This window comes from Pseudomonas sp. NFACC46-3 (genome assembly GCF_900114515.1).
Lineage (GTDB): Bacteria > Pseudomonadota > Gammaproteobacteria > Pseudomonadales > Pseudomonadaceae > Aquipseudomonas > Aquipseudomonas fluorescens_Q.
On record NZ_FOTH01000021.1, the window covers coordinates 92,116 to 111,623 of the forward strand.

Below are 19,508 nucleotides of genomic sequence, written 5' to 3' on the forward strand. Positions count from 1 at the left end.
TGAAGCCGACAGGGCATTGTGGCGAGGGGATTTATCCCCGTTGGGTTGCGCAGCAACCCTCTGCATTTCAACTGACAATCGCGGCGCATGATGGATTCTGGGGCTGCTGCGCAACCCAGCGGGGATAAATCCCCTCGCCACAGTTGACCATGTCCTGGCCAGGCATTTCTGTGTTTGGCAGGTTGCTCACAAAAAGGCCCGCATCGCTGCGGGCCTTTTTTCGGACTACTGTGGCAATCAGCCCGCCACCAACACCCGAATCGCCTCCAGGCGCAACGCCGCTTTCTCAAGCATCGCCAGCCCTTGCTCGCGCTGTTGGCGCAGGGCTACCAGTTCGCTGTCGCGCACGGTCGGGTTGACCGCTTGCAGGGCGGTCAGGCGCGCCAGTTCTTCGTCGGTATCGGCGGCCAGGCGACGCTGGGCCTCGGCCACGCGTTCGGCGTGACGCGGGGCGATCTTTTCTTCGCCTGCATTGATCCGAGGCGTGAGCTGGTCGCGCTGGGCCTGGATGAATTTGTTGGCGCTGGCACGTGGCACGCTTTCGAGCTGGTCGTTCAAGGTTTCGAACGAAACCCGGGCGGCCAGGTCGTTGCCGTTGGCGTCAAGCAGGCAGCGCAGGGCGGCCGGCGGCAGGTAGCGGCCCAGTTGCAGCGAACGCGGGGCCACTACTTCACTGACGTAGAGCAGTTCCAGCAACACGGTGCCGGGCTTGAGGGCCTTGTTCTTGATCAGCGCCACGGCGGTGTTGCCCATGGAACCGGACAGCACCAGATCCATGCCGCCTTGCACCATCGGGTGCTCCCAGGTGATGAACTGCATGTCTTCGCGCGACAGCGCCTGGTTGCGGTCGTAGGTGATGGTCACGCCTTCGTCGTCGCCGAGCGGGAAGCTGGCGTCGAGCATTTTTTCGCTTGGCTTGAGGATCAGCGCGTTTTCCGAATGATCCTCACTGTCGATGCCAAAGGCGTCGAACAGGGTTTCCATGTAGATCGGCAGGGCGAACTGGTCGTCCTGCTCGAGAATGGCTTCCACCAGCGCATCGCCTTCACCGGCGCCGCCGGAGTTGAGCTCCAGCAAACGGTCTCGACCGGTGTGCAGCTCGGCCTCCAGGCGTTCGCGTTCGGTGCGGGCTTCGTCGATCAGTGCTTGCCACTGGCCATCGTCGGCTTCTTCCAGCAATGGCAGCAGGCGCGGGCCGAACTGATGCTGCAAGGCGTTGCCAGTCGGGCAAGTGTTGAGGAAGGCATTCAGGGCTTCGTGATACCACTGGAACAGCCGCGCCTGTGGGCTGGTTTCCAGGTACGGCGCGTGCAGCTCGATGGTGTGCTTCTGGCCGATCCGGTCCAGACGGCCGATACGTTGCTCGAGCAGGTCCGGGTGCGCTGGCAGATCGAACAGCACCAGGTGATGGGCGAACTGGAAGTTGCGCCCCTCACTGCCGATTTCCGAACAGATCAGCACCTGGGCACCAAACTCTTCGTCGGCGAAATAGGCCGCCGCGCGGTCGCGCTCCAGGATGTTCATGCCTTCATGGAACACCGTGGCCGGAATGCCGGAACGTACGCGCAGGGCGTCTTCCAGGTCCATGGCGGTTTCGGCGTGGGCACAGATCACCAGTACTTTGGTGCGCTTGAGCATCTTCAGGGTGTCGATCAGCCACTCGACCCGCGGGTCGAAACGCCACCAGCGTTCTTCTTCGCTGGCGTCCGGCTGGGCTTGGAAGCTGACTTCCGGGTACAGCTCGGGATGATCGCCCAGCGGCAATTCGAGGTATTCGGCCGGGCACGGCAGCGGATAGGCGTGCAGCTTGCGCTCCGGGAAACCCTGCACGGCGGCGCGGGTGTTGCGAAACAGCACGCGGCCAGTGCCGTGGCGGTCCAGCAGTTCACGCACCAGGCGGGCACTGGCTTCGACATCGCCATCATTGACGGCGGTCAGCAACGCTTCGCCTTCGTTACCCAGGAAGCCGTGGATGGTCTTGTGGGCTTCGGGCGAGAGGCGGCCTTTGTCCAGCAGCTCCTGCACGGCTTCGGCCACCGGGCGATAGTTTTCGCTCTCGGCACGGAACGCCTTGAGGTCGTGGAAGCGATTCGGGTCCAGCAGGCGCAGGCGAGCAAAGTGGCTGTCCTGGCCCAGTTGTTCCGGGGTCGCGGTCAGCAGCAGCACGCCCGGGATCGTCTCGGCGAGTTGTTCGACCAGCGCGTACTGCGGGCTGACCTGATCTTCGTGCCACACCAGGTGATGGGCCTCGTCGACCACCATCAGGTCCCAGCCGGCGGCGAACAGCGCGTCTTGGGCCTTCTCGTCGTCCACCAGCCACTCCAGCGCCACCAGGGCCAGTTGAGTGTCTTCGAACGGGTTGCTGGCATCGCTTTCGATGAAGCGTTCTTCGTCGAACAGCGCGACTTGCAGGTTGAAACGTCGACGCATTTCCACCAGCCATTGGTGCTGGAGGTTTTCCGGTACCAGGATCAGGACGCGGTTGGCGCGGCCGGACAGCAGTTGACGATGGATGACCAGGCCGGCCTCGATGGTCTTGCCCAGGCCCACTTCGTCCGCCAGCAACACCCGCGGCGCAATGCGGTCGGCTACTTCACGGGCAATGTGCAATTGGTGGGCGATAGGCTGGGCACGGACGCCGCCCAGGCCCCAAAGCGAAGACTGCAACTGGCGGCTGGTGTGTTCCAGGGTGTGGTAGCGCAGGGAGAACCAGGCCAATGGGTCGATCTGGCCGGCGAACAGACGGTCGCTCGCCAGGCGGAACTGGATAAAGTTCGACAGTTGGGTTTCCGGCAGGGTGACGACTTCGTTCTGTCCGTTGAGGCCGTGGTAGACCAGCAGCCCGTCGATGTCATCGACTTCGCGCACGGTCATTTTCCAGCCTTCGAAGTGAGTGATCACATCGCCCGGCGAAAACCGTACCCGGGTGAGCGGCGCGTTCCGTAGCGCGTACTGGCGAGTGTCGCCAGTGGCCGGATAGAGCACGGTCAACAAGCGGCCGTCCTGTGCCAGAACGGTGCCTAAACCCAGCTCGGCTTCGCTGTCACTGATCCAGCGTTGCCCCGGTTGATACTGCTGCGCCATGCTGCCTGACTCCCGCCTTGAAAAAGCCGGTTATCTTAACGGAAGGATCCCTCAGACCAAAGGATTTACGTACGTTGATTAGTGAGCGACGGCACGGAACTTACGCTTGCCCAGCGATCAAACAAGCTCGGCCCTGGGAATCGCTGCAATGCCAACTGGGTCACAAGTTTCAGACCGGCGGTTCAAGCTGCCACTTTCCCAGCCGACAACCTGAAGACAGGAGACCTTTATGTTGCCACCCATGCTCCCTTTGAGCGCCGTACCTATCACCGCTCAACAGGATCCGGTTCGCCAGCGACCGGACATACCGCCCGTGGTCCCGGTGCAGCAAAGCTCCAACGAAAGCACCATCGACCTGCAGAGCCGCGACCCGGAAGAGGCCGCGCTGCTGTTGCGCGAGGAACAGCGTCGCCGGCAGGAGCGCGACAAGCGCCACCGCGAGGCCAATGAAGATCCTGAAGAACACCTGGCCGTACCGGGTACCGAACTCAACGCCGACAACACCGTGCCGGTGGTGCCGCTGATAGACGAAGAGTCGCGCCAGGGCTTGTGGGTCGATATCCAGATCTGATTCAGGCGTTTGCCGACGTACGCAGGCTGGTCAACGCCGTCAACACCCCGCATCATGGGCGCATCCGCAATTCACTGCATGATGCCCACACGCCATGAGCCAAGACGACAAGCTGATCGACCTCAGTGCCGAGCGCGCCAAGCGCGTTCACGACCTCAACGAAAAGCGCCTCAATGAAGTCCGCCAGGCTTTCGAGCAGGCCATGCCGTTGGGCAAGCCCAAGAAAAAGTCGAAAAACAAACCGAAAAAGCGCTGAACCCCCTCGATCCATTGATGCAGATCAGTTATTTCCCCACCTTTTCGCCCCGTTGCGGGCGTTATTGACCCCGGTCAATTTTCATCCAGGCCTGATTGGTTAACTTGAACCCATCGCAACAGGGGCAAGACCAGGAGGCCAGTCATGTTTTTCGATAATGTGGTGTTTGCCGGTGTGTTGACGGTCGGCCTCATGTTCGTATTTTTCGCAGGCTTTGGATTATTCATCTGGAAAGACGCACACAAGCGGAAAAAACCGTAGGTCTTTCCGGCTAAAACGAGCACGCAAGGCATTTTGGGCGACTTCGGTCGCCCTTTTTTTTACCGATTTTCCGGTATATACAAATCAAAATGCGGGAGCGGGCTTGCTCGCGAAGGCGGTGTGTCAGTCAATGTATGAGTAACTGACACGACGCCTTTGCGAGCAAGCCCGCTCCCACAATGGTTCTGGTGGTATAAAAAAAGGTGCGACCTGTCAGGATCGCACCTTTTTTGTGGCTGCGGGAATCAGTTGCCCAAGGCCTTGGACGCCAACCAGAACAGCCCGGCCGACAGCGCCACCGTTGCCGGCAGGGTCAGCACCCAGGCCAGCAGGATGTTGCGCACGGTGCCACCTTGCAGGCCGCTCTTGTTCGCGACCATGGTACCGGCCACGCCCGAAGACAGTACGTGGGTGGTGGAAACCGGCAGGCTGAAAATGTTCGCCGCGCCGATCATGCACGCGGTGGTGATCTGCGCCGACATGCCCTGGGCATAGGTCATGCCTTGCTTGCCGATCTTCTCGCCGATGGTCAGTACCACACGCTTCCAGCCGACCATGGTGCCCAGGCCCAGTGCCAGCGCGACCGCCAGGATCACCCAGAATGGGGCGTACTCGGTGGTGCCGGTCAGGTCCTTGCGCAGTTTGTTCAGGTCGTCTTTCTCACGGGCTGCCAGGCCTGGCAGTTTGCCAACCTTCTTCGCCGTGTCGTCCAGGCAGAGCAAGTAGCGACGCACTTCGATACGGCTTTCCGACGGCAGCGAATGGTAGTCAGCCACGCCCTTGAGGGTGTTGAGCAGGGCATCGATGGTGGGTTCGGTCTGCTGCGGGTTGCAACGGAATTTTTCCGGCAGATCGCCTTCCACGCTCTTGCCCAGCGCCAGGTATTCACCCAGGGATTCGCTGTTGCGCTGGTAGAACTGGCTCAGGTGCAGGGTCGCGTCGCGGGTCCGCTCGATCTGATACGTGGTGCTGCTCAGGTCGAGCACGAACTGCGAAGGCACGATACCGATCAGCACCAGCATGATCAGGCCGATGCCTTTCTGGCCATCGTTGGAGCCATGGACAAAACTGACGGCCATGGCCGAAATCACCAGTACCAGGCGATTCCAGAACGGCGGGTGCTTCTTGTCATCGATCTTGCGGCGCTGTTCCGGTGTCTTGTGCATCTTCGACAGCGGACGCCACCATTTCAGGCCGATCAGCACCAGGGCAGCGATCAGGAAGCCGGCCATGGGCGAGAACACCAGGGAGGCGCCGATATCGATCGCCTTCTGCCAGTTCACCCCGTCGGCCAACGGGATATCGTTGATCAACGCATTGGCCAGGCCCACGCCGAGGATCGAGCCGATCAACGTGTGGGAGCTGGACGCCGGGATACCGAAGTACCAGGTGCCCAGGTTCCAGGTAATGGCCGCTGCGAGCAGCGAAAACACCATGGCGAGCCCGTGTCCGGTGTTCACATTGATCAGCAGCTCTACGGGCAGCAAGTGAACGATGGCGTACGCCACCCCCACACCACCCAGCAGCACGCCGAGGAAATTGAACACACCGGAAAAGAACACCGCCAGATGAGGCGGCATGGCTTTGGTGTAGATAACAGTGGCAACCGCGTTAGCGGTGTCATGAAAGCCGTTGATGAACTCGAAGGCGAGGACAAAAGCCAGGGCGAGCAAGAGGCTCACAAGCACCCAAGCATCCAGTCCGCTGAATAAATCGATCATGAAGGTTTTCTGACCCGGTCATAAGGGGGCGCGATTATGCCAGAAAACCATGGCAATCGATGCATTGCCTGCTCATCGGCAACATTCTTCAACGAAATAATTTGTAGGAATGGCTCTGGCGCGAGGTTTTCCGTGGGGCGCGTAACCCTTTGATTCAGGGGCGCAAAGCGTCCTGGAACCTGACCGCCGCCCCGTGTAGAGCACTTCGAGCGGTTGCATGAAATATCTGAAAAGAAGGTCGGCCATGAGCCTTCCCGGCCGTCGGGCGGGAGCGGATGGCGGCCCGCTCATGGCGGGCGTGCGCTGCGGTTTCCGGCCTGGATGGCGGCCGGAGACCTCTTCACAAGAACATCATGCCCAGCGCGTCACTGCTCTTCGGCTTTGAGTTCTTTTTCCATTTTCTGGAGTTCCTGGGTGAAGGCCTGGTCCTGAACGGTGGCGCGCTTACGCCAGGGTTTGCGTTCCGGTTCAGGTTGTGCGGCGTAGGTGGTGATTTCCCCGCCGTAAACTTCCTTGTAACGTTGTTCCTGGCGCTCAAGTTCCGCGCGCAGTTCGTCTTTCGTCACAGTTGTACCTAATTAATTGAAATTGAATCTGGTGATACGCACTGCATGTAGACATGCAGACGGCCACGGCACCAGAGCTGACAGCTGACGTAGCATCAGGGCTTCGTGTTGTTGCCAATACAGGGGAAGCGACCTAAAGGTGCTTCGGGCGCCAGGGTATTACCAAGGTGCCTGCGTACGGGAGCGGTCGATTGGCCGTACCGTCGCTGAGTTGCATTATAGCGGTCCAGCTGAATAACACTATCGGGAAATATTTAAAGGGGCCTGTTGTTGTGTGAATCGATGTTTGTATGTGCAAACTTGTGTCAATCAGGTTTCAGAAGATGTCTGCTAGTGCCGATATCCTGATGCCGTTCAAGGCGACAAGTTCAATATCGCCCGCGCCTTCACGTCAAATCGCTTGTCACTCTCGCTCAACTTGTTATCGGGCGTTCGACGGCTGTCGAACTCATGATACCGGGCAGGATTGCGATTATCGGTTGCTGGTTCGATAATCGAACACTGTTGGCGGTCCGGCCCTTGTCTGTCCGTCGGACAGCCGCTTGTAATAGCCGTCATTCCCCGGGAAGGACCAGACATGAACGACCAATTGCGCAATGCTTTCACTTCAGTCGCGCCACCGATCGTCGCCTCGCCGGCCAAGCGGATCCAGGCCCTGACCGGCGATCCCGATTTCATGACGTCCCTGGCCCGCGGGTTGGCCGTGGTCCAGGCCTTCCAGGAGCGCAAGCGGCACCTGACCATTGCCCAGATCAGCCATCGTACGGAAATCCCTCGCGCCGCCGTCAGACGTTGCCTGCATACCTTGATCAAGCTGGGCTACGCCACTACGGATGGACGGACCTATTCGCTGCTGCCCAAAGTGCTGACCCTGGGGCACGCCTATCTGTCCTCGACGCCGCTGGCCGTTTCTGCCCAGCCGTACCTGGACCGCATGAGCGAGCAATTGCACGAAGCCTGCAACATGGCGACGCTCGAAGGCGACGATATCCTCTATATCGCCCGGTCAGCCACCACCCAGCGCCTGATTTCGGTCGATCTGTCGGTCGGCGGGCGTCTTCCAGCCTATTGCACTTCGATGGGCAGGATTCTCCTGGCGGCCCTGGATGACGCTTCGCTGCGCGACTACCTGGACCATGCCGACCTGCAAGCCAAGACCAGCCGCACCTTGCACACCCCCGAGGCATTGCTTGAATGCCTGGAACAGGTGCGGCAGCAAGGCTGGTGCATCGTCGACCAGGAGCTGGAACAGGGCCTGCGTTCGATTGCCGTGCCGGTGTACGACGCTTCCGGTCAAGTAGTGGCCGCGCTCAACGTCAGCACCCATGCCGGGCGGGTCAGCCGCAATGAGCTGGAACAGCGCTTCCTGCCAGGCCTGCTGGGGGCCAGCCGCGACTTGAGCGCGCAGCTGTTCACTTAAGCTGTTCGATAAACGCACAGAGTCGGCGGCGATGAATTGACGGTATTTGCCTGCCCTCATTAATGTCGCGCAGCGTCATCCGGCGTGTTTCGCCGGTCCCTGATCGTTCGCCTGCGTTTATCACGTGGAATAAAAATAAAATGAACCAGCCCCAGACCTCCGTAGGCAACTGCCTCGATGTGCAGTCCTTTATCAATGCCCAACCTATTTCGCGCTACCAGTGGCGGGTGGTGATTCTCTGTTTCCTGATTGTTTTCCTCGACGGCCTTGATACAGCGGCCATGGGCTTCATCGCCCCGGCACTGTCCCAGGATTGGGGCATCGATCGCGCCAGCCTTGGCCCGGTGATGAGCGCCGCGCTGATCGGCATGGTGTTCGGCGCACTGGGTTCAGGGCCGCTGGCTGACCGCTTCGGGCGAAAAGTCGTACTGGTGGGCGCGGTTTTGCTGTTCGGCTCGTTCAGCCTGGCCTCGGCCTACAGCACCAACGTCGATCAATTGCTGGTGCTGCGTTTCCTGACGGGCCTGGGACTGGGCGCCGGGATGCCAAACGCCACCACGTTGCTGTCGGAATACACCCCGGAGCGCAAGAAGTCCCTGCTGGTGACCAGCATGTTCTGCGGTTTCAACCTGGGCATGGCCGGCGGTGGGTTCATCTCCGCCAAGCTGATACCGGCGTTCGGTTGGCATAGCCTGCTGCTGATTGGTGGGATCCTGCCGTTGATCCTCGCAGTGGTGTTGCTGTTCTGGCTGCCGGAGTCGGCGCGTTACCTGGTGGTGCGCAATCGCGGCACCGACAAGGTGCGCAAGACCCTGGCACCGATCGAACCGAACACGGTGGCCCAAGCGGCGAGCTTCAGTGTGCCGGAACAGAAAACCGTGAAAGCCCGCAATGTGCTGGCGGTGATTTTCTCCGGCACCTACAGCGCTGGCACCTTGCTTCTGTGGCTGACCTATTTCATGGGCCTGGTGATCGTCTACCTGTTGACCAGTTGGCTGCCGACCCTGATGCGCGACAGCGGCGCGAGCATGGAGCAGGCAGCGTTTATCGGTGCGCTGTTCCAATTCGGCGGCGTGTTGAGCGCTGTCGGGGTGGGTTGGGCGATGGACCGGTTCAATCCGCACAAGGTCATCGGCCTTTTCTACCTGATGGCGGGGGTGTTTGCCTACGCGGTAGGGCAGAGCCTGGGCAACATTACCTTGCTCGCCACCCTGGTGCTGGTGGCGGGCATGTGTGTCAACGGCGCGCAATCGGCGATGCCTTCGCTGGCGGCGCGTTTCTACCCGACCCAGGGTAGGGCCACCGGTGTCTCGTGGATGCTGGGCATCGGTCGTTTCGGCGCGATTCTCGGCGCCTGGATGGGCGCGACCCTGTTGGGCCTGGGCTGGAACTTCGAACAGGTCCTGACCGCCCTGGTGATCCCGGCGGCCCTGGCGACCACGGCGGTGGTGATCAAAGGCATGGTCAGCCATGCGGATGCCACCTAAACCCCGGATCCATACCTGTGGCGAGGGAGCTTGCTCCCGCTGGACTGCGTAGCAGCCCCAAAAACAGGGCCGCTTCGTACTGGAGCGCCAGCCCGGCCCAGCGGGAGCAAGCGCCCTCGCCACGGTTCTCGTTTTCGCTGTGTGGATAAATCGATAGCCAAACAACAATCCGTTCGATAAACGAACACTCAGTCGATTATCGGATTGTTTGGCTTTTCCCCCAGGCTTAATCTTCAGTCACTTCGGCGCTTAACCTCGCGCCTTTTCCTTCATGTCGGTCTACTGGAAAACGGGAGCCTGCCCCATGGCTGAAATCCTTTCGCTGCATGACGCGGTGAAGCAATTCGTCAACGACGGCGATACCGTCGCGCTCGAAGGCTTCACTCACCTGATTCCTACGGCGGCGGGTCATGAAATCATTCGTCAGGGAAAGAAAGATCTGACCTTGGTGCGCATGACACCTGACCTGATCTATGACCAGTTGATCGGCGCCGGTTGTGCTCGCAAGTTGATTTTCTCCTGGGGCGGCAACCCTGGCGTGGGGTCGTTGCACCGCTTGCGCGATGCCGTGGAGAAACAATGGCCGCGCCCGCTGGAGATCGAGGAACACAGCCACGCCGACCTGGCCAACGCCTACGTGGCCGGCGCCTCCGGCCTGCCATTCGCGGTGTTGCGGGCCTACGCCGGCTCCGACCTGCCGAAGGTCAACCCGCTGATCAAGAGCGTAACCTGTCCCTTCACCGGTGAAGTATTGGCCGCCGTGCCTTCGGTGCGCCCTGATATCACGGTGATCCACGCCCAGAAAGCCGACCGCAAGGGCAACGTGCTGCTGTGGGGCATTCTCGGTGTGCAGAAAGAAGCCGCCCTGGCCGCCAAGCGTTGCATCGTCACCGTGGAAGAAATTGTCGACGACCTGAATGCACCGATGAACGCTTGCGTACTGCCGACCTGGGCATTGAGCGCCGTGTGCCTCGTGCCGGGTGGCGCTCATCCGTCCTACGCCCACGGCTATACCGAGCGTGATAACCGTTTCTACCAGGCGTGGGATCCGATCGCCCGGGACCGTGAGACCTTTACCGCATGGATCAACGAATACATCCATGGCACTAAAGACTTCAGTGAATTCCAGGCCAGACTGGCAGCCGCTTCGCAGGTGAAACCATGACTTACTCCACCAACGAAATGATGACCGTCGCCGCGGCGCGTCGCTTGAAGAACAATGCCGTATGCTTCGTGGGCATCGGCCTGCCGTCGAAAGCGGCCAACCTGGCACGACTGACCTCATCGCCGGACGTCGTGCTGATCTACGAATCCGGCCCTATCGGTGCCAAGCCCAGCGTACTGCCGCTGTCCATCGGCGACGGCGAGCTGGCGGAAACCGCCGATACCGTCGTACCGACCGGTGAGATTTTTCGCTACTGGCTGCAGGGCGGGCGTATCGACGTCGGGTTCCTGGGCGCGGCCCAGGTCGACCGTTTCGGCAACATCAACACTACGGTGGTGGGCGATTACCATCAGCCGAAAGTCCGCCTGCCGGGTGCGGGTGGCGCGCCGGAAATCGCCGGCTCGGCCAAGAGCGTGTTGATCATCCTCAAGCAGTCGGCGCGTTCGTTTGTCGACAAGCTGGATTTCATCACTTCGGTCGGCCACGGTGAAGGCGGCGATTCGCGCAAGCGCTTGGGCCTGCCGGGCGCCGGTCCTGTGGGGATTATCACCGACCTGTGCATCATGGAACCGGAAGCCGGCACCCATGAATTCGTGGTCACCGCGCTGCACCCCGGCGTGACCCGCGAGCAAGTCATTGCCGCCACCGGATGGGCGATCCGTTTCGCCGACCAGGTGCAAACCACCGCCGAACCGACCGAGGTAGAGCTGCGCGCACTGCGCGATCTGGAAGCTCGCACCGCGGCGGCCCATGGCCAGGCACCGGGAGAAGCCTGATGCGCGACGTTTATATCTGTGATGCGATTCGAACCCCCATCGGTCGGTTTGGCGGCGGTTTGTCCGCCGTGCGTGCCGATGACTTGGCGGCGGTGCCGATCAAGGCGCTGATGGAGCGCAACCCATCGGTGGACTGGAGCGCGGTGGACGAAGTGTTTCTTGGCTGCGCCAACCAGGCCGGCGAAGACAACCGCAACGTGGCGCGCATGGCGCTGCTGTTGGCGGGCCTGCCGGACAGCATTCCCGGTGTGACCCTCAACCGTCTATGCGCCTCGGGCATGGACGCCATCGGCACCGCGTTCCGCGCCATCGCCAGCGGTGAGATGGAACTGGCCATCGCCGGTGGGGTGGAGTCGATGTCCCGTGCGCCGTTCGTGATGGGCAAGGCCGACGCGGCGTTTTCCCGCAGCATGAAGCTGGAAGACACCACCATCGGCTGGCGTTTCATCAACCCATTGATGAAGGCCCAGTACGGCGTGGATGCGATGCCGCAGACCGCTGATAACGTGGCTGATGACTACGCTGTGTCCCGCGCCGACCAGGACGCTTTCGCCTTGCGCAGCCAACAGCGCACGGCAGCAGCCCAGGCGGCAGGCTTTTTCGCCGAAGAAATCGTGGCGGTGCGCATTGCCCACAAGAAAGGTGAAACCGTGGTCGAGCAGGATGAACATCCTCGCGCCGACACCACCTTGGAAACCCTGGGCAAACTCAAACCGGTCAACGGCCCCGACAAGACCGTCACTGCCGGCAACGCCTCGGGTGTCAACGATGGCGCGGCGGCACTGATCCTGGCGTCGGCCGAAGCGGTGAAGAAACATGGCCTGACGCCGCGCGGCAAAGTGTTGGGCATGGCCAGTGCCGGCGTGGCGCCCCGAGTGATGGGCATCGGTCCGGTGCCGGCGGTGCGCAAGCTCACTGAGCGCCTGGGCCTGGCGGTCGCCGATTTCGACGTGATCGAACTCAATGAAGCCTTTGCCAGCCAGGGCCTGGCCGTGCTGCGTGAGTTGGGGTTGGCGGACGATGCGCCCCAGGTCAACCCGAACGGCGGCGCCATCGCCCTCGGTCATCCACTGGGCATGAGCGGGGCGCGTCTGGTGTTGACGGCGTTGCACCACCTGGAAAAGACCGGCGGCAAGAAAGGCCTGGCGACCATGTGCGTTGGCGTCGGCCAAGGCCTGGCACTGGCAATCGAACGCGTCTGACGCGTCGTTCTACTAATAAGAAATCGAGGAACGCTCCATGACTGACAAGCCTGGTTATCGTCGCCCCCAAGCGGGCACCCAGCCGGAGTATCTGCACCCGCCGTACCAGTCCACCAACCTGCGCTCGCCGTCCAAGCCGTTGGTGTTCCTGCCGCATTCGCTGTCGGAAATTACTGGCCCGACTGTCGGTGCCGACCGCGTGCAAGAGAAGGACCACGACCTGACCGCCCAGCATGCCGGCGAGCCGCTGGGGGAGCGGATCATCATTCACGGGCGCGTGCTGGATGAGCACGGCCAGCCGGTGCCGGGCATCCTTGTGGAGATCTGGCAGGCCAACGCCGCCGGTCGCTACAACCACGATCGCGATAACCATGACGCGCCCCTGGACCCGAATTTCACCGGCACCGGTCGCACCGTCACCGACGCCGATGGCTGGTATCAGTTCCAGACCATCAAGCCCGGCGCCTATCCGTGGGGCAACCACCACAACGCCTGGCGCCCGGCGCATATCCATTTCTCACTGTTCGGGCCGAGCATTCTGACGCGCCTGGTGACGCAGATGTACTTCCCTGGCGATCCGTTGCTGGAATACGACCCGATCTACAACTGCGTGCCGGACACGAGTGCCAAGGAACGCCTGATCGCCCGTTTCGACCTGGAAAAAACTGTCCCTCACTACGCCCTCGGTTACCGCTGGGACATCGTCTTGCGCGGCCGCGATGCCACGCCGATGGAGAAATAAGATGACGCTCACCGCCACCACATCCCACACCGTTGGCCCGTACTACCACATCGGCCTGACCTGGCTGAACCGCGAAGACCTGACCGTCGCCGAAACCCTCGGCCAACGCGTGGCGATCACCGGGCAGGTGGTCGACGGCAACGGCCAGTTCGTCAACGACGCGATGCTGGAAGTCTGGCAGGCCAACGCCGCCGGCAAATACGCCCACCCGGAAGACGACCAGGACAAACCCCTGGACCCGCATTTCGAAGGCTTCGGCCGGGTACCGGTGGACGCCGAAGGGCGTTTTCGCTTCACCACCATCAAGCCGGGCACTGTGCCGGGATTGAGTGGCACGACCCAGGCCCCGCACCTGGTGGTGCTGGTGTTCGCGCGCGGGTTGGTCAAGCATTTGCTGACGCGCATCTATTTCGACGGCGAACAGACCAACGAAACCGACCCGCTGCTGGCCTGCGTGCCCGAAGAACGTCGCGGCACAATCGTGGCCAAGCCTGATGCGTCGGGTGTGTACCAGTGGAACGTGATCCTTCAGGGCACGGATGCCGAGACGGTGTTCTTCGATTACTGACTCATGATTTTCCTGTGGCGAGGGAGCTTGCTCCCGCTCGGCTGCGAAGCAGTCGCAAAACCAGGCACTGAGGTCATCCTGATACACCGGGTCGCCGGCTTTGGGCTTGCTGCGCAAGCCAGCGGGAGCAAGCTCCCTCGCCACAGGGGATATGAACCCAGCCCGGAAGTGTATGAACTCACAGGACCACAGCAATAGCATGAACCCTGTGGGAGCGAGCTTGCTCGCGATGGCGGCGCTACAGGCGCTACTGCTTGAAAGACCGTTTGTGGAACGGGACTGTTACTAAGTGTGTCTAGACTTCGTCAGTCCCCAACGAGTGAATAATCCATGGCCACCCCAATCATCAGCCACTACACCGGCGAAGAACGCAGCAAGCGCATCTTCGCCATCGTCGGTGCTTCATCCGGCAACCTGGTCGAATGGTTTGACTTCTATGTCTATGCGTTCTGCGCAATTTATTTCGCCCCGGCGTTCTTCCCCTCGGACAACCCCACGCTGCAACTGGTCAACACGGCTGGTGTATTCGCCGCCGGGTTCCTGATGCGGCCCATCGGCGGTTGGATTTTCGGCCGGGTGGCGGACCGTCACGGGCGCAAGAATTCGATGATGATTTCGGTGCTGATGATGTGCTTCGGCTCATTGCTCATCGCCTGCCTGCCCACCTACAAGGACATTGGCGTATGGGCGCCGGTGCTGTTGTTGTTCGCACGCCTGCTGCAGGGTTTGTCGGTGGGCGGCGAGTACGGCACCACCGCCACCTACATGAGCGAAGTCGCCCTCAAGGGCCAGCGCGGTTTCTTCGCCTCGTTCCAGTACGTGACGTTGATCGGTGGGCAACTGCTGGCGGTGTCGCTGGTGGTGATCCTGCAACAGTTTCTCAACGAAGATGAACTGCGTGCCTACGGCTGGCGGATCCCATTCGTGGTGGGTGCGGCTGCGGCGTTGATTTCCCTGTTGCTGCGGCGTTCCCTGAAGGAAACCAGCAGCAAGGAAATGCGTGAGAACAAGGACGCGGGCAGCATTATGGCGCTGTTTCGCGACCACAAGGCCGCGTTTATCACCGTGCTGGGCTACACCGCCGGCGGCTCGCTGATTTTCTACACCTTCACCACCTACATGCAGAAATACCTGGTGAACACCGCCGGCCTGCACGCCAAGACCGCCAGCTACATCATGACCGGCGCGCTGTTCCTGTACATGTGCATGCAGCCGTTGTTCGGCATGCTGGCGGACAAGATCGGCCGGCGTAACTCCATGCTCTGGTTCGGAGCCCTGGGCGCGTTGTGCACCGTGCCGATCCTGCTGACCCTGAAAAGCATCAGCAGCCCGTTCCTGGCGTTTGTCCTGATCACGCTGGCGCTGGCGATCGTCAGCTTCTACACCTCCATCAGCGGCCTGGTGAAAGCGGAAATGTTTCCACCCGAAGTCCGGGCGCTGGGGGTAGGGTTGGCGTACGCGGTGGCCAATGCGATTTTTGGCGGTTCGGCGGAGTACGTTGCCCTGAGCCTGAAGGCCCAGGGCATGGAAAACGCTTTTTATTGGTATGTCACGGTGATGATGGTGGTGGCGTTCCTGTTCAGCCTGCGCCTGCCCAAGCAGCCGGCGTATTTGCACCATGACCTTTGAATCCACCTGATCATTTGAGGCTTGTTTGAGTCATTGTGGCGAGGGAGCTTGCTCCCGCTGGGCTGCGTAGCAGCCCTCTCTTGTGAGCGCTTCGCACTCAAGCGGGAGCAAGCTCCCTCGCCACGGGACATCTACCTTCCCAAGGACTGTTTATGAGCGAACGACCGGGCAATCAACTATTCGATGTCTACTTCACCGCCCGCGACATGCGCGAGGTGTTCTGCGATGCGGGTCGGGTCCAGGCCATGCTGGACGTCGAAGCAGCCTTGGCCCGGGCCGAGGCGCGGGTCGGGGTGATTCCGCAAAGTGCCGTGGCGCCGATCGAGCAGGCTTGTCGTGCGCAGCTGTACGATTTTTCGGCACTGAGCGAAGCGATCGCCAGCGCTGGCAATTCGGCAATCCCGTTGGTCAAGGCGTTGGGCAAGCGCATCGCCGCCGAGGATGCCGAAGCCGAGCGCTACGTGCATCTGGGCGCCACCAGCCAGGACGTGATGGACAGCGGGCTGGTGCTGCAACTGCGCCTGGCCTTGGGGCTGATCGAAGGCGAGCTGGCGCAGTTGGCCGCCACCCTGGCCCGACAAGCCGAACACTACGCCGCCACGCCGCTGGCCGGACGCACCTGGCTGCAGCACGCCACGCCGGTGACCCTGGGCATGAAGATCGCTGGTTGGCTGGGGGCGATCACCCGCAGTCGCCAACGTTTGAAAGAACTCAAGCCGCGCTTGCTGGTGCTCCAATTCGGCGGCGCCTCCGGAACCCTCGCCGCCTTGGGTGAACACGCTTTGCCCATCGCCGAAGCCTTGGCCGCCGAATTGCAACTGAACCTGCCCGAGCAGCCGTGGCACACCCAGCGCGATCGCCTGGTGGAATTCGGTTCAGTGCTGGGCCTGATCGCCGGTAGCCTGGGCAAGCTGGGCCGCGACATCAGCCTGTTGATGCAGACCGAGGCCGGCGAAGCGTTCGAGCCCTCGGCGCCGGGCAAGGGTGGTTCGTCCACCATGCCGCACAAGCGCAACCCGGTGGGCGCGGCAGTGCTGATCGGCGCGGCGACGCGAGTGCCTGGCTTGTTGTCGACGCTGTTCAGCGCCATGCCCCAGGAACACGAGCGCAGCCTGGGCCTGTGGCACGCCGAATGGGAAACCCTGCCGGAGATCTGCTGCCTGGTGTCCGGTGCCTTGCAGCAGGCGCGGCTGCTGGCCGAAGGGTTGGAAGTGGACGCGGCGCGCATGGCCCGCAACCTGGAACTGACCCAGGGGCTGGTGCTGGCCGAAGCGGTGAGCATCGTCCTGGCCCAGCGTGTGGGACGCGACGCGGCGCACCATCTGCTGGAGCAATGCTGCAAGCGCGCCGTGGCCGAACAACGGCATTTGCGGGATGTGCTGGGGGATGAACCTCAGGTCACTGCGCAGCTATCCGCGACCGAGCTTGATCATCTGCTCGACCCGGCGCACTACCTCGGACAAGCCCAGACCTGGGTCGCCCGGGCCGTGGCCGAACACCTTGCCTTGAACGCCTGAAAGGAGATTGTTGTGGGATTCGTCAAACTCGCCGAGGGCGATCTGAACTATCGTTTTGATGGGCCGCAAGACGCCCCTGTGCTGGTGCTCTCCAACTCCCTGGGCACCGATCTGCACATGTGGGACGAGCAGGTCGCGGCTTTCAGCGAACACTTTCGCGTGCTGCGTTTCGACACGCGCGGCCATGGTCAATCGCTGGTCACCGAAGGGCCGTACAGCATCGAACAACTGGGTCGCGATGTGCTGGCGATGCTTGATCAGTTGAACCTCGACAAGGTGCATTTCTGCGGCTTGTCCATGGGCGGGTTGATCGGCCAATGGCTGGGCATCAACGCCGGCGAGCGCCTGTACAAACTGGTGGTGTGCAACACCGCGGCCAAGATCGGCGATCCGTCGGTGTGGAACCCGCGCATCGAAACCGTGCTGCGCGACGGCAAGGATGCGATGGTGGCGTTGCGCGATGCTTCGATCGCCCGCTGGTTTACTGCGGATTTTTCCGAGGCTCATCCTGCGAAGGTGAAGAAAATCACCGACATGCTCGCTGCCACATCGCCCCAAGGCTACGCGGCCAACTGCGCGGCCGTGCGTGATGCCGATTTCCGCGAGCAGTTGTCGTCGATTCGCGTGCCGCTGCTGGTGATCGCCGGCACCGAAGATGCCGTGACACCGCCGTCGGGTGGGCACTTTATCCAGGAGCGGGTCAGTGGCGCGGAGTACGCCGAGTTCTACGCCGCGCACCTGTCCAACGTCCAGGCCGGCGCCGCCTTCAGCGCGCGGGTGCTGGATTTCCTGCTTGATTCTGGCCGTGCCTGAGGAGTTTTTTGTGGACGAGAAACAACGTTACGATGAAGGTATGCAAGTACGCCGCGCGGTGCTGGGCGATGCCCACGTCGATCGCAGCCTCAATGCCCTGACCGAGTTCAACAGCGAGTTCCAGGAGATGATCACCCGCCATGCCTGGGGCGACATCTGGACTCGCCCGGGCCTGCCGCGCCATACCCGTAGCCTGATTACCATCGCCATGCTGATCGGCATGAACCGCGCCGAAGAACTCAAGCTGCACCTGCGCGCCGCCGCCAACAATGGCGTGAGCCGCAGCGAGATCAAGGAAGTGATCATGCAGAGCGCCATCTACTGTGGCATCCCGGCGGCCAACGCCACGTTCCATCTGGCCGAGTCGGTGTGGGACGAACTGGGCGTCGAATCGCGGGCTTAAGGGGTTACCTCATTTCCTGTGGGAGCGAGCTGGCTCGCGATAGCGGTGGTTCAATTGATGGGGGATGTTGAATGTGATGACGCCATCGCGAGCAAGCTCCCACACTGGATCTTCAGTGAGCGCTGATTTTGTGCTCGGCACCGATTCCCTGTGGAAGCTAGCCTGCTCGCGATGACGGTGGTACAGCCTCCATCCATGTTTGGCTTTTACAGCAGGCTGAGCGGATAACTGATGATCAACCGGTTCTCATCGAACTCATTGGTACTGTAATCCCGGCGTATCGTCGAGTTACGCCACTTCACGTTGAGACTCTTCAACGCGCCGCTCTGCACGGTGTAGGCCAGCTCACTTTCCCGACCCCATTCCTTGCCGTCGTCAACGGTGGCGGTGTGCACGTTGTCACCGCTGATGTAGCGGTTCATCAACGTCAGGCCCGGCACGCCAACGGCAGCGAAGTTGAAGTCGTGGCGCAGTTGCCAGGATTTTTCCTTGGCGTTGTCGTAGCTGGAGTTGTAGCTGTCGTTGGCCAGGGTGCCGCCGCTGGTGCCGTTGACGCGCATCCAGGCATCATCGCCGCCGACTTTCTGCAGGCCGACATAAAAGGTGTTGCCGCCGTACTTGGCCGAGAGCATGGCGAACGCGGTTTTGTTGTCCAGGTCGCCGGCCAGCGCACTGCCGTTTTCCTTGCCGGTGAAGTAGCCGAGGTTGGCGCCCAGGGTCCAGTCGCCGATGGGCTGGCTGTGGGTCAGGTTGAAATATTGTTGCTGGTAGATGTCGGACAGTTCCGCGTACCACACGCCGACCTGGGTGCGTTTTTCGTTGAAGGCGTATTCACCGCCGCCGAAGTTGAAACGGTCGGAGGTGAACGCGCCGCGGCCGTTCATGGACATGTCCTCCATGCTCGCGTCGTTGCGCGGGCTGTTGGCGCGGAACTGGCCACCGTACAGCGTCAGGCCGCTGATTTCGGTGGAGGTCACCTGGCCGCCACGGAAGGTTTGCGGCAGGGAACGACCATCGTCGGAGCGCAGGATCGGCAGCACAGGCATCCACTCGCCCACTTTCAGCTCGGTCTTCGACACCTTGGCCTTCAGGGCCACGCCCAAACGGCCGAAGTCGTCGGCCGGGCGGCCGTCGTCATGCACTGGGAGCAGTTGTGTACCTGCGGTGCCACGGCCGCCGTCGAGCTTGACCGAGTACAGCCCCAGCACGTCCACGCCGAAACCGACCACGCCCTGGGTGAACCCGGACTTGGCGTCGAGGATGAAACTCTGGGTCCATTCCTCGGCCTTGCCCTGGGCGTTGTTCGGGTTGGTGAAGTTGCGGTTGA

At 61.7% G+C, this 19,508-nt stretch carries 18 protein-coding genes; 14 read left to right on the plus strand and 4 right to left on the minus strand.

Annotated features, from left to right (window positions below; all coding sequences use genetic code 11):
• Positions 1-237 precede the first annotated feature (237 nt).
• On the minus strand, positions 238-3,084 hold the full coding sequence (gene rapA / locus BM300_RS20235) for an RNA polymerase-associated protein RapA (RefSeq protein ID WP_072342053.1): 2,847 nt from the start codon (positions 3,082-3,084) through the stop codon (positions 238-240).
• 229 nt (positions 3,085-3,313) lie between these two features.
• Here rapA and BM300_RS20240 point away from each other — a divergent pair, with 229 nt between their 5' ends.
• From BM300_RS20240 to ccoM, 3 genes are all read left to right on the plus strand, one after another.
• Positions 3,314-3,655 carry an aspartate-semialdehyde dehydrogenase gene (locus BM300_RS20240; RefSeq protein ID WP_092144282.1) on the plus strand — a complete coding sequence of 114 codons (342 nt, stop codon included), beginning with the start codon at positions 3,314-3,316 and terminating at the stop codon, positions 3,653-3,655.
• Between the two features lie 94 nt (positions 3,656-3,749).
• Positions 3,750-3,911 carry a hypothetical protein gene (locus tag BM300_RS31075; protein ID WP_003198631.1) on the plus strand — a complete coding sequence of 54 codons (162 nt, stop codon included), beginning with the start codon at positions 3,750-3,752 and terminating at the stop codon, positions 3,909-3,911.
• Between the two features lie 144 nt (positions 3,912-4,055).
• A complete protein-coding gene (gene ccoM / locus BM300_RS31545) occupies positions 4,056-4,172 on the plus strand; it encodes a cytochrome c oxidase subunit CcoM (protein WP_025212288.1) in 117 nt (38 codons plus the stop codon).
• Between the two features lie 245 nt (positions 4,173-4,417).
• Here ccoM and BM300_RS20250 read toward each other — a convergent pair whose 3' ends face one another.
• Both BM300_RS20250 and BM300_RS20255 read right to left on the minus strand, forming a co-directional pair.
• Positions 4,418-5,893 carry an inorganic phosphate transporter gene (locus tag BM300_RS20250; RefSeq protein WP_092463774.1) on the minus strand — a complete coding sequence of 492 codons (1,476 nt, stop codon included), beginning with the start codon at positions 5,891-5,893 and terminating at the stop codon, positions 4,418-4,420.
• 365 nt (positions 5,894-6,258) lie between these two features.
• Complete coding sequence (locus BM300_RS20255; RefSeq protein WP_003198635.1) at positions 6,259-6,459, minus strand: hypothetical protein; 201 nt, start codon at positions 6,457-6,459, stop codon at positions 6,259-6,261.
• A gap of 577 nt (positions 6,460-7,036) precedes the next feature.
• Between BM300_RS20255 and pcaR the strand changes: the two genes are divergently transcribed.
• From pcaR to pcaC, 11 genes are all read left to right on the plus strand, one after another.
• A complete protein-coding gene (gene pcaR, locus BM300_RS20260) occupies positions 7,037-7,879 on the plus strand; it encodes a pca regulon transcriptional regulator PcaR (protein WP_014336961.1) in 843 nt (280 codons plus the stop codon).
• A gap of 140 nt (positions 7,880-8,019) precedes the next feature.
• Positions 8,020-9,366, plus strand: coding sequence for a 4-hydroxybenzoate transporter PcaK (locus BM300_RS20265; protein WP_092463777.1), 1,347 nt, complete (start codon positions 8,020-8,022; stop codon positions 9,364-9,366).
• 304 nt (positions 9,367-9,670) lie between these two features.
• Positions 9,671-10,531, plus strand: coding sequence for a CoA transferase subunit A (locus tag BM300_RS20270; RefSeq protein WP_092463779.1), 861 nt, complete (start codon positions 9,671-9,673; stop codon positions 10,529-10,531).
• Entirely contained in the window at positions 10,528-11,307 is a 780-nt protein-coding gene (locus tag BM300_RS20275; protein ID WP_053178376.1) for a CoA-transferase subunit beta, read from the plus strand. The genes BM300_RS20270 and BM300_RS20275 overlap by 4 nt, the downstream gene beginning before the upstream one ends.
• A complete protein-coding gene (pcaF, locus tag BM300_RS20280) occupies positions 11,304-12,509 on the plus strand; it encodes a 3-oxoadipyl-CoA thiolase (protein WP_170862080.1) in 1,206 nt (401 codons plus the stop codon). The genes BM300_RS20275 and pcaF overlap by 4 nt, the downstream gene beginning before the upstream one ends.
• 37 nt (positions 12,510-12,546) lie before the next feature.
• A complete protein-coding gene (gene pcaH / locus BM300_RS20285) occupies positions 12,547-13,251 on the plus strand; it encodes a protocatechuate 3,4-dioxygenase subunit beta (protein ID WP_092144292.1) in 705 nt (234 codons plus the stop codon).
• A gap of 1 nt (position 13,252) precedes the next feature.
• On the plus strand, positions 13,253-13,819 hold the full coding sequence (gene pcaG, locus BM300_RS20290; RefSeq protein WP_092463785.1) for a protocatechuate 3,4-dioxygenase subunit alpha: 567 nt from the start codon (positions 13,253-13,255) through the stop codon (positions 13,817-13,819).
• 330 nt (positions 13,820-14,149) lie between these two features.
• Entirely contained in the window at positions 14,150-15,448 is a 1,299-nt protein-coding gene (locus tag BM300_RS20295) for an MFS family transporter (protein ID WP_092463788.1), read from the plus strand.
• Between the two features lie 152 nt (positions 15,449-15,600).
• A complete protein-coding gene (locus BM300_RS20300; RefSeq protein ID WP_092144294.1) occupies positions 15,601-16,965 on the plus strand; it encodes a 3-carboxy-cis,cis-muconate cycloisomerase in 1,365 nt (454 codons plus the stop codon).
• 12 nt (positions 16,966-16,977) lie between these two features.
• The gene (gene pcaD, locus BM300_RS20305) at positions 16,978-17,778 is read left to right on the plus strand and encodes a 3-oxoadipate enol-lactonase (RefSeq protein ID WP_092144296.1); all 801 of its coding nucleotides are present in this window, start codon (positions 16,978-16,980) and stop codon (positions 17,776-17,778) included.
• Between the two features lie 10 nt (positions 17,779-17,788).
• On the plus strand, positions 17,789-18,181 hold the full coding sequence (gene pcaC, locus BM300_RS20310) for a 4-carboxymuconolactone decarboxylase (protein WP_063325152.1): 393 nt from the start codon (positions 17,789-17,791) through the stop codon (positions 18,179-18,181).
• A gap of 206 nt (positions 18,182-18,387) precedes the next feature.
• Here pcaC and BM300_RS20315 read toward each other — a convergent pair.
• Positions 18,388-19,508 (minus strand): OprD family porin (locus BM300_RS20315; RefSeq protein WP_092463791.1); only part of this gene is annotated, 1,121 nt, incomplete at its 5' end.

Excerpts from the sequence above, each read along its gene's own strand:
- rapA (WP_072342053.1), bottom strand. The coding sequence starts at position 3,084 with ATGGCGCAGCAGTATCAACCGGGGCAACGCTGGATCAGTGACAGCGAA.
- BM300_RS20240 (WP_092144282.1), top strand. The coding sequence starts at position 3,314 with ATGTTGCCACCCATGCTCCCTTTGAGCGCCGTACCTATCACCGCTCAA.
- BM300_RS31075 (WP_003198631.1), top strand. The coding sequence starts at position 3,750 with ATGAGCCAAGACGACAAGCTGATCGACCTCAGTGCCGAGCGCGCCAAG.
- ccoM (WP_025212288.1), top strand. The coding sequence starts at position 4,056 with ATGTTTTTCGATAATGTGGTGTTTGCCGGTGTGTTGACGGTCGGCCTC.
- BM300_RS20250 (WP_092463774.1), bottom strand. The coding sequence starts at position 5,893 with ATGATCGATTTATTCAGCGGACTGGATGCTTGGGTGCTTGTGAGCCTC.
- pcaR (WP_014336961.1), top strand. The coding sequence starts at position 7,037 with ATGAACGACCAATTGCGCAATGCTTTCACTTCAGTCGCGCCACCGATC.
- BM300_RS20265 (WP_092463777.1), top strand. The coding sequence starts at position 8,020 with ATGAACCAGCCCCAGACCTCCGTAGGCAACTGCCTCGATGTGCAGTCC.
- BM300_RS20270 (WP_092463779.1), top strand. The coding sequence starts at position 9,671 with ATGGCTGAAATCCTTTCGCTGCATGACGCGGTGAAGCAATTCGTCAAC.
- BM300_RS20275 (WP_053178376.1), top strand. The coding sequence starts at position 10,528 with ATGACTTACTCCACCAACGAAATGATGACCGTCGCCGCGGCGCGTCGC.
- pcaH (WP_092144292.1), top strand. The coding sequence starts at position 12,547 with ATGACTGACAAGCCTGGTTATCGTCGCCCCCAAGCGGGCACCCAGCCG.
- pcaG (WP_092463785.1), top strand. The coding sequence starts at position 13,253 with ATGACGCTCACCGCCACCACATCCCACACCGTTGGCCCGTACTACCAC.
- BM300_RS20295 (WP_092463788.1), top strand. The coding sequence starts at position 14,150 with ATGGCCACCCCAATCATCAGCCACTACACCGGCGAAGAACGCAGCAAG.
- BM300_RS20300 (WP_092144294.1), top strand. The coding sequence starts at position 15,601 with ATGAGCGAACGACCGGGCAATCAACTATTCGATGTCTACTTCACCGCC.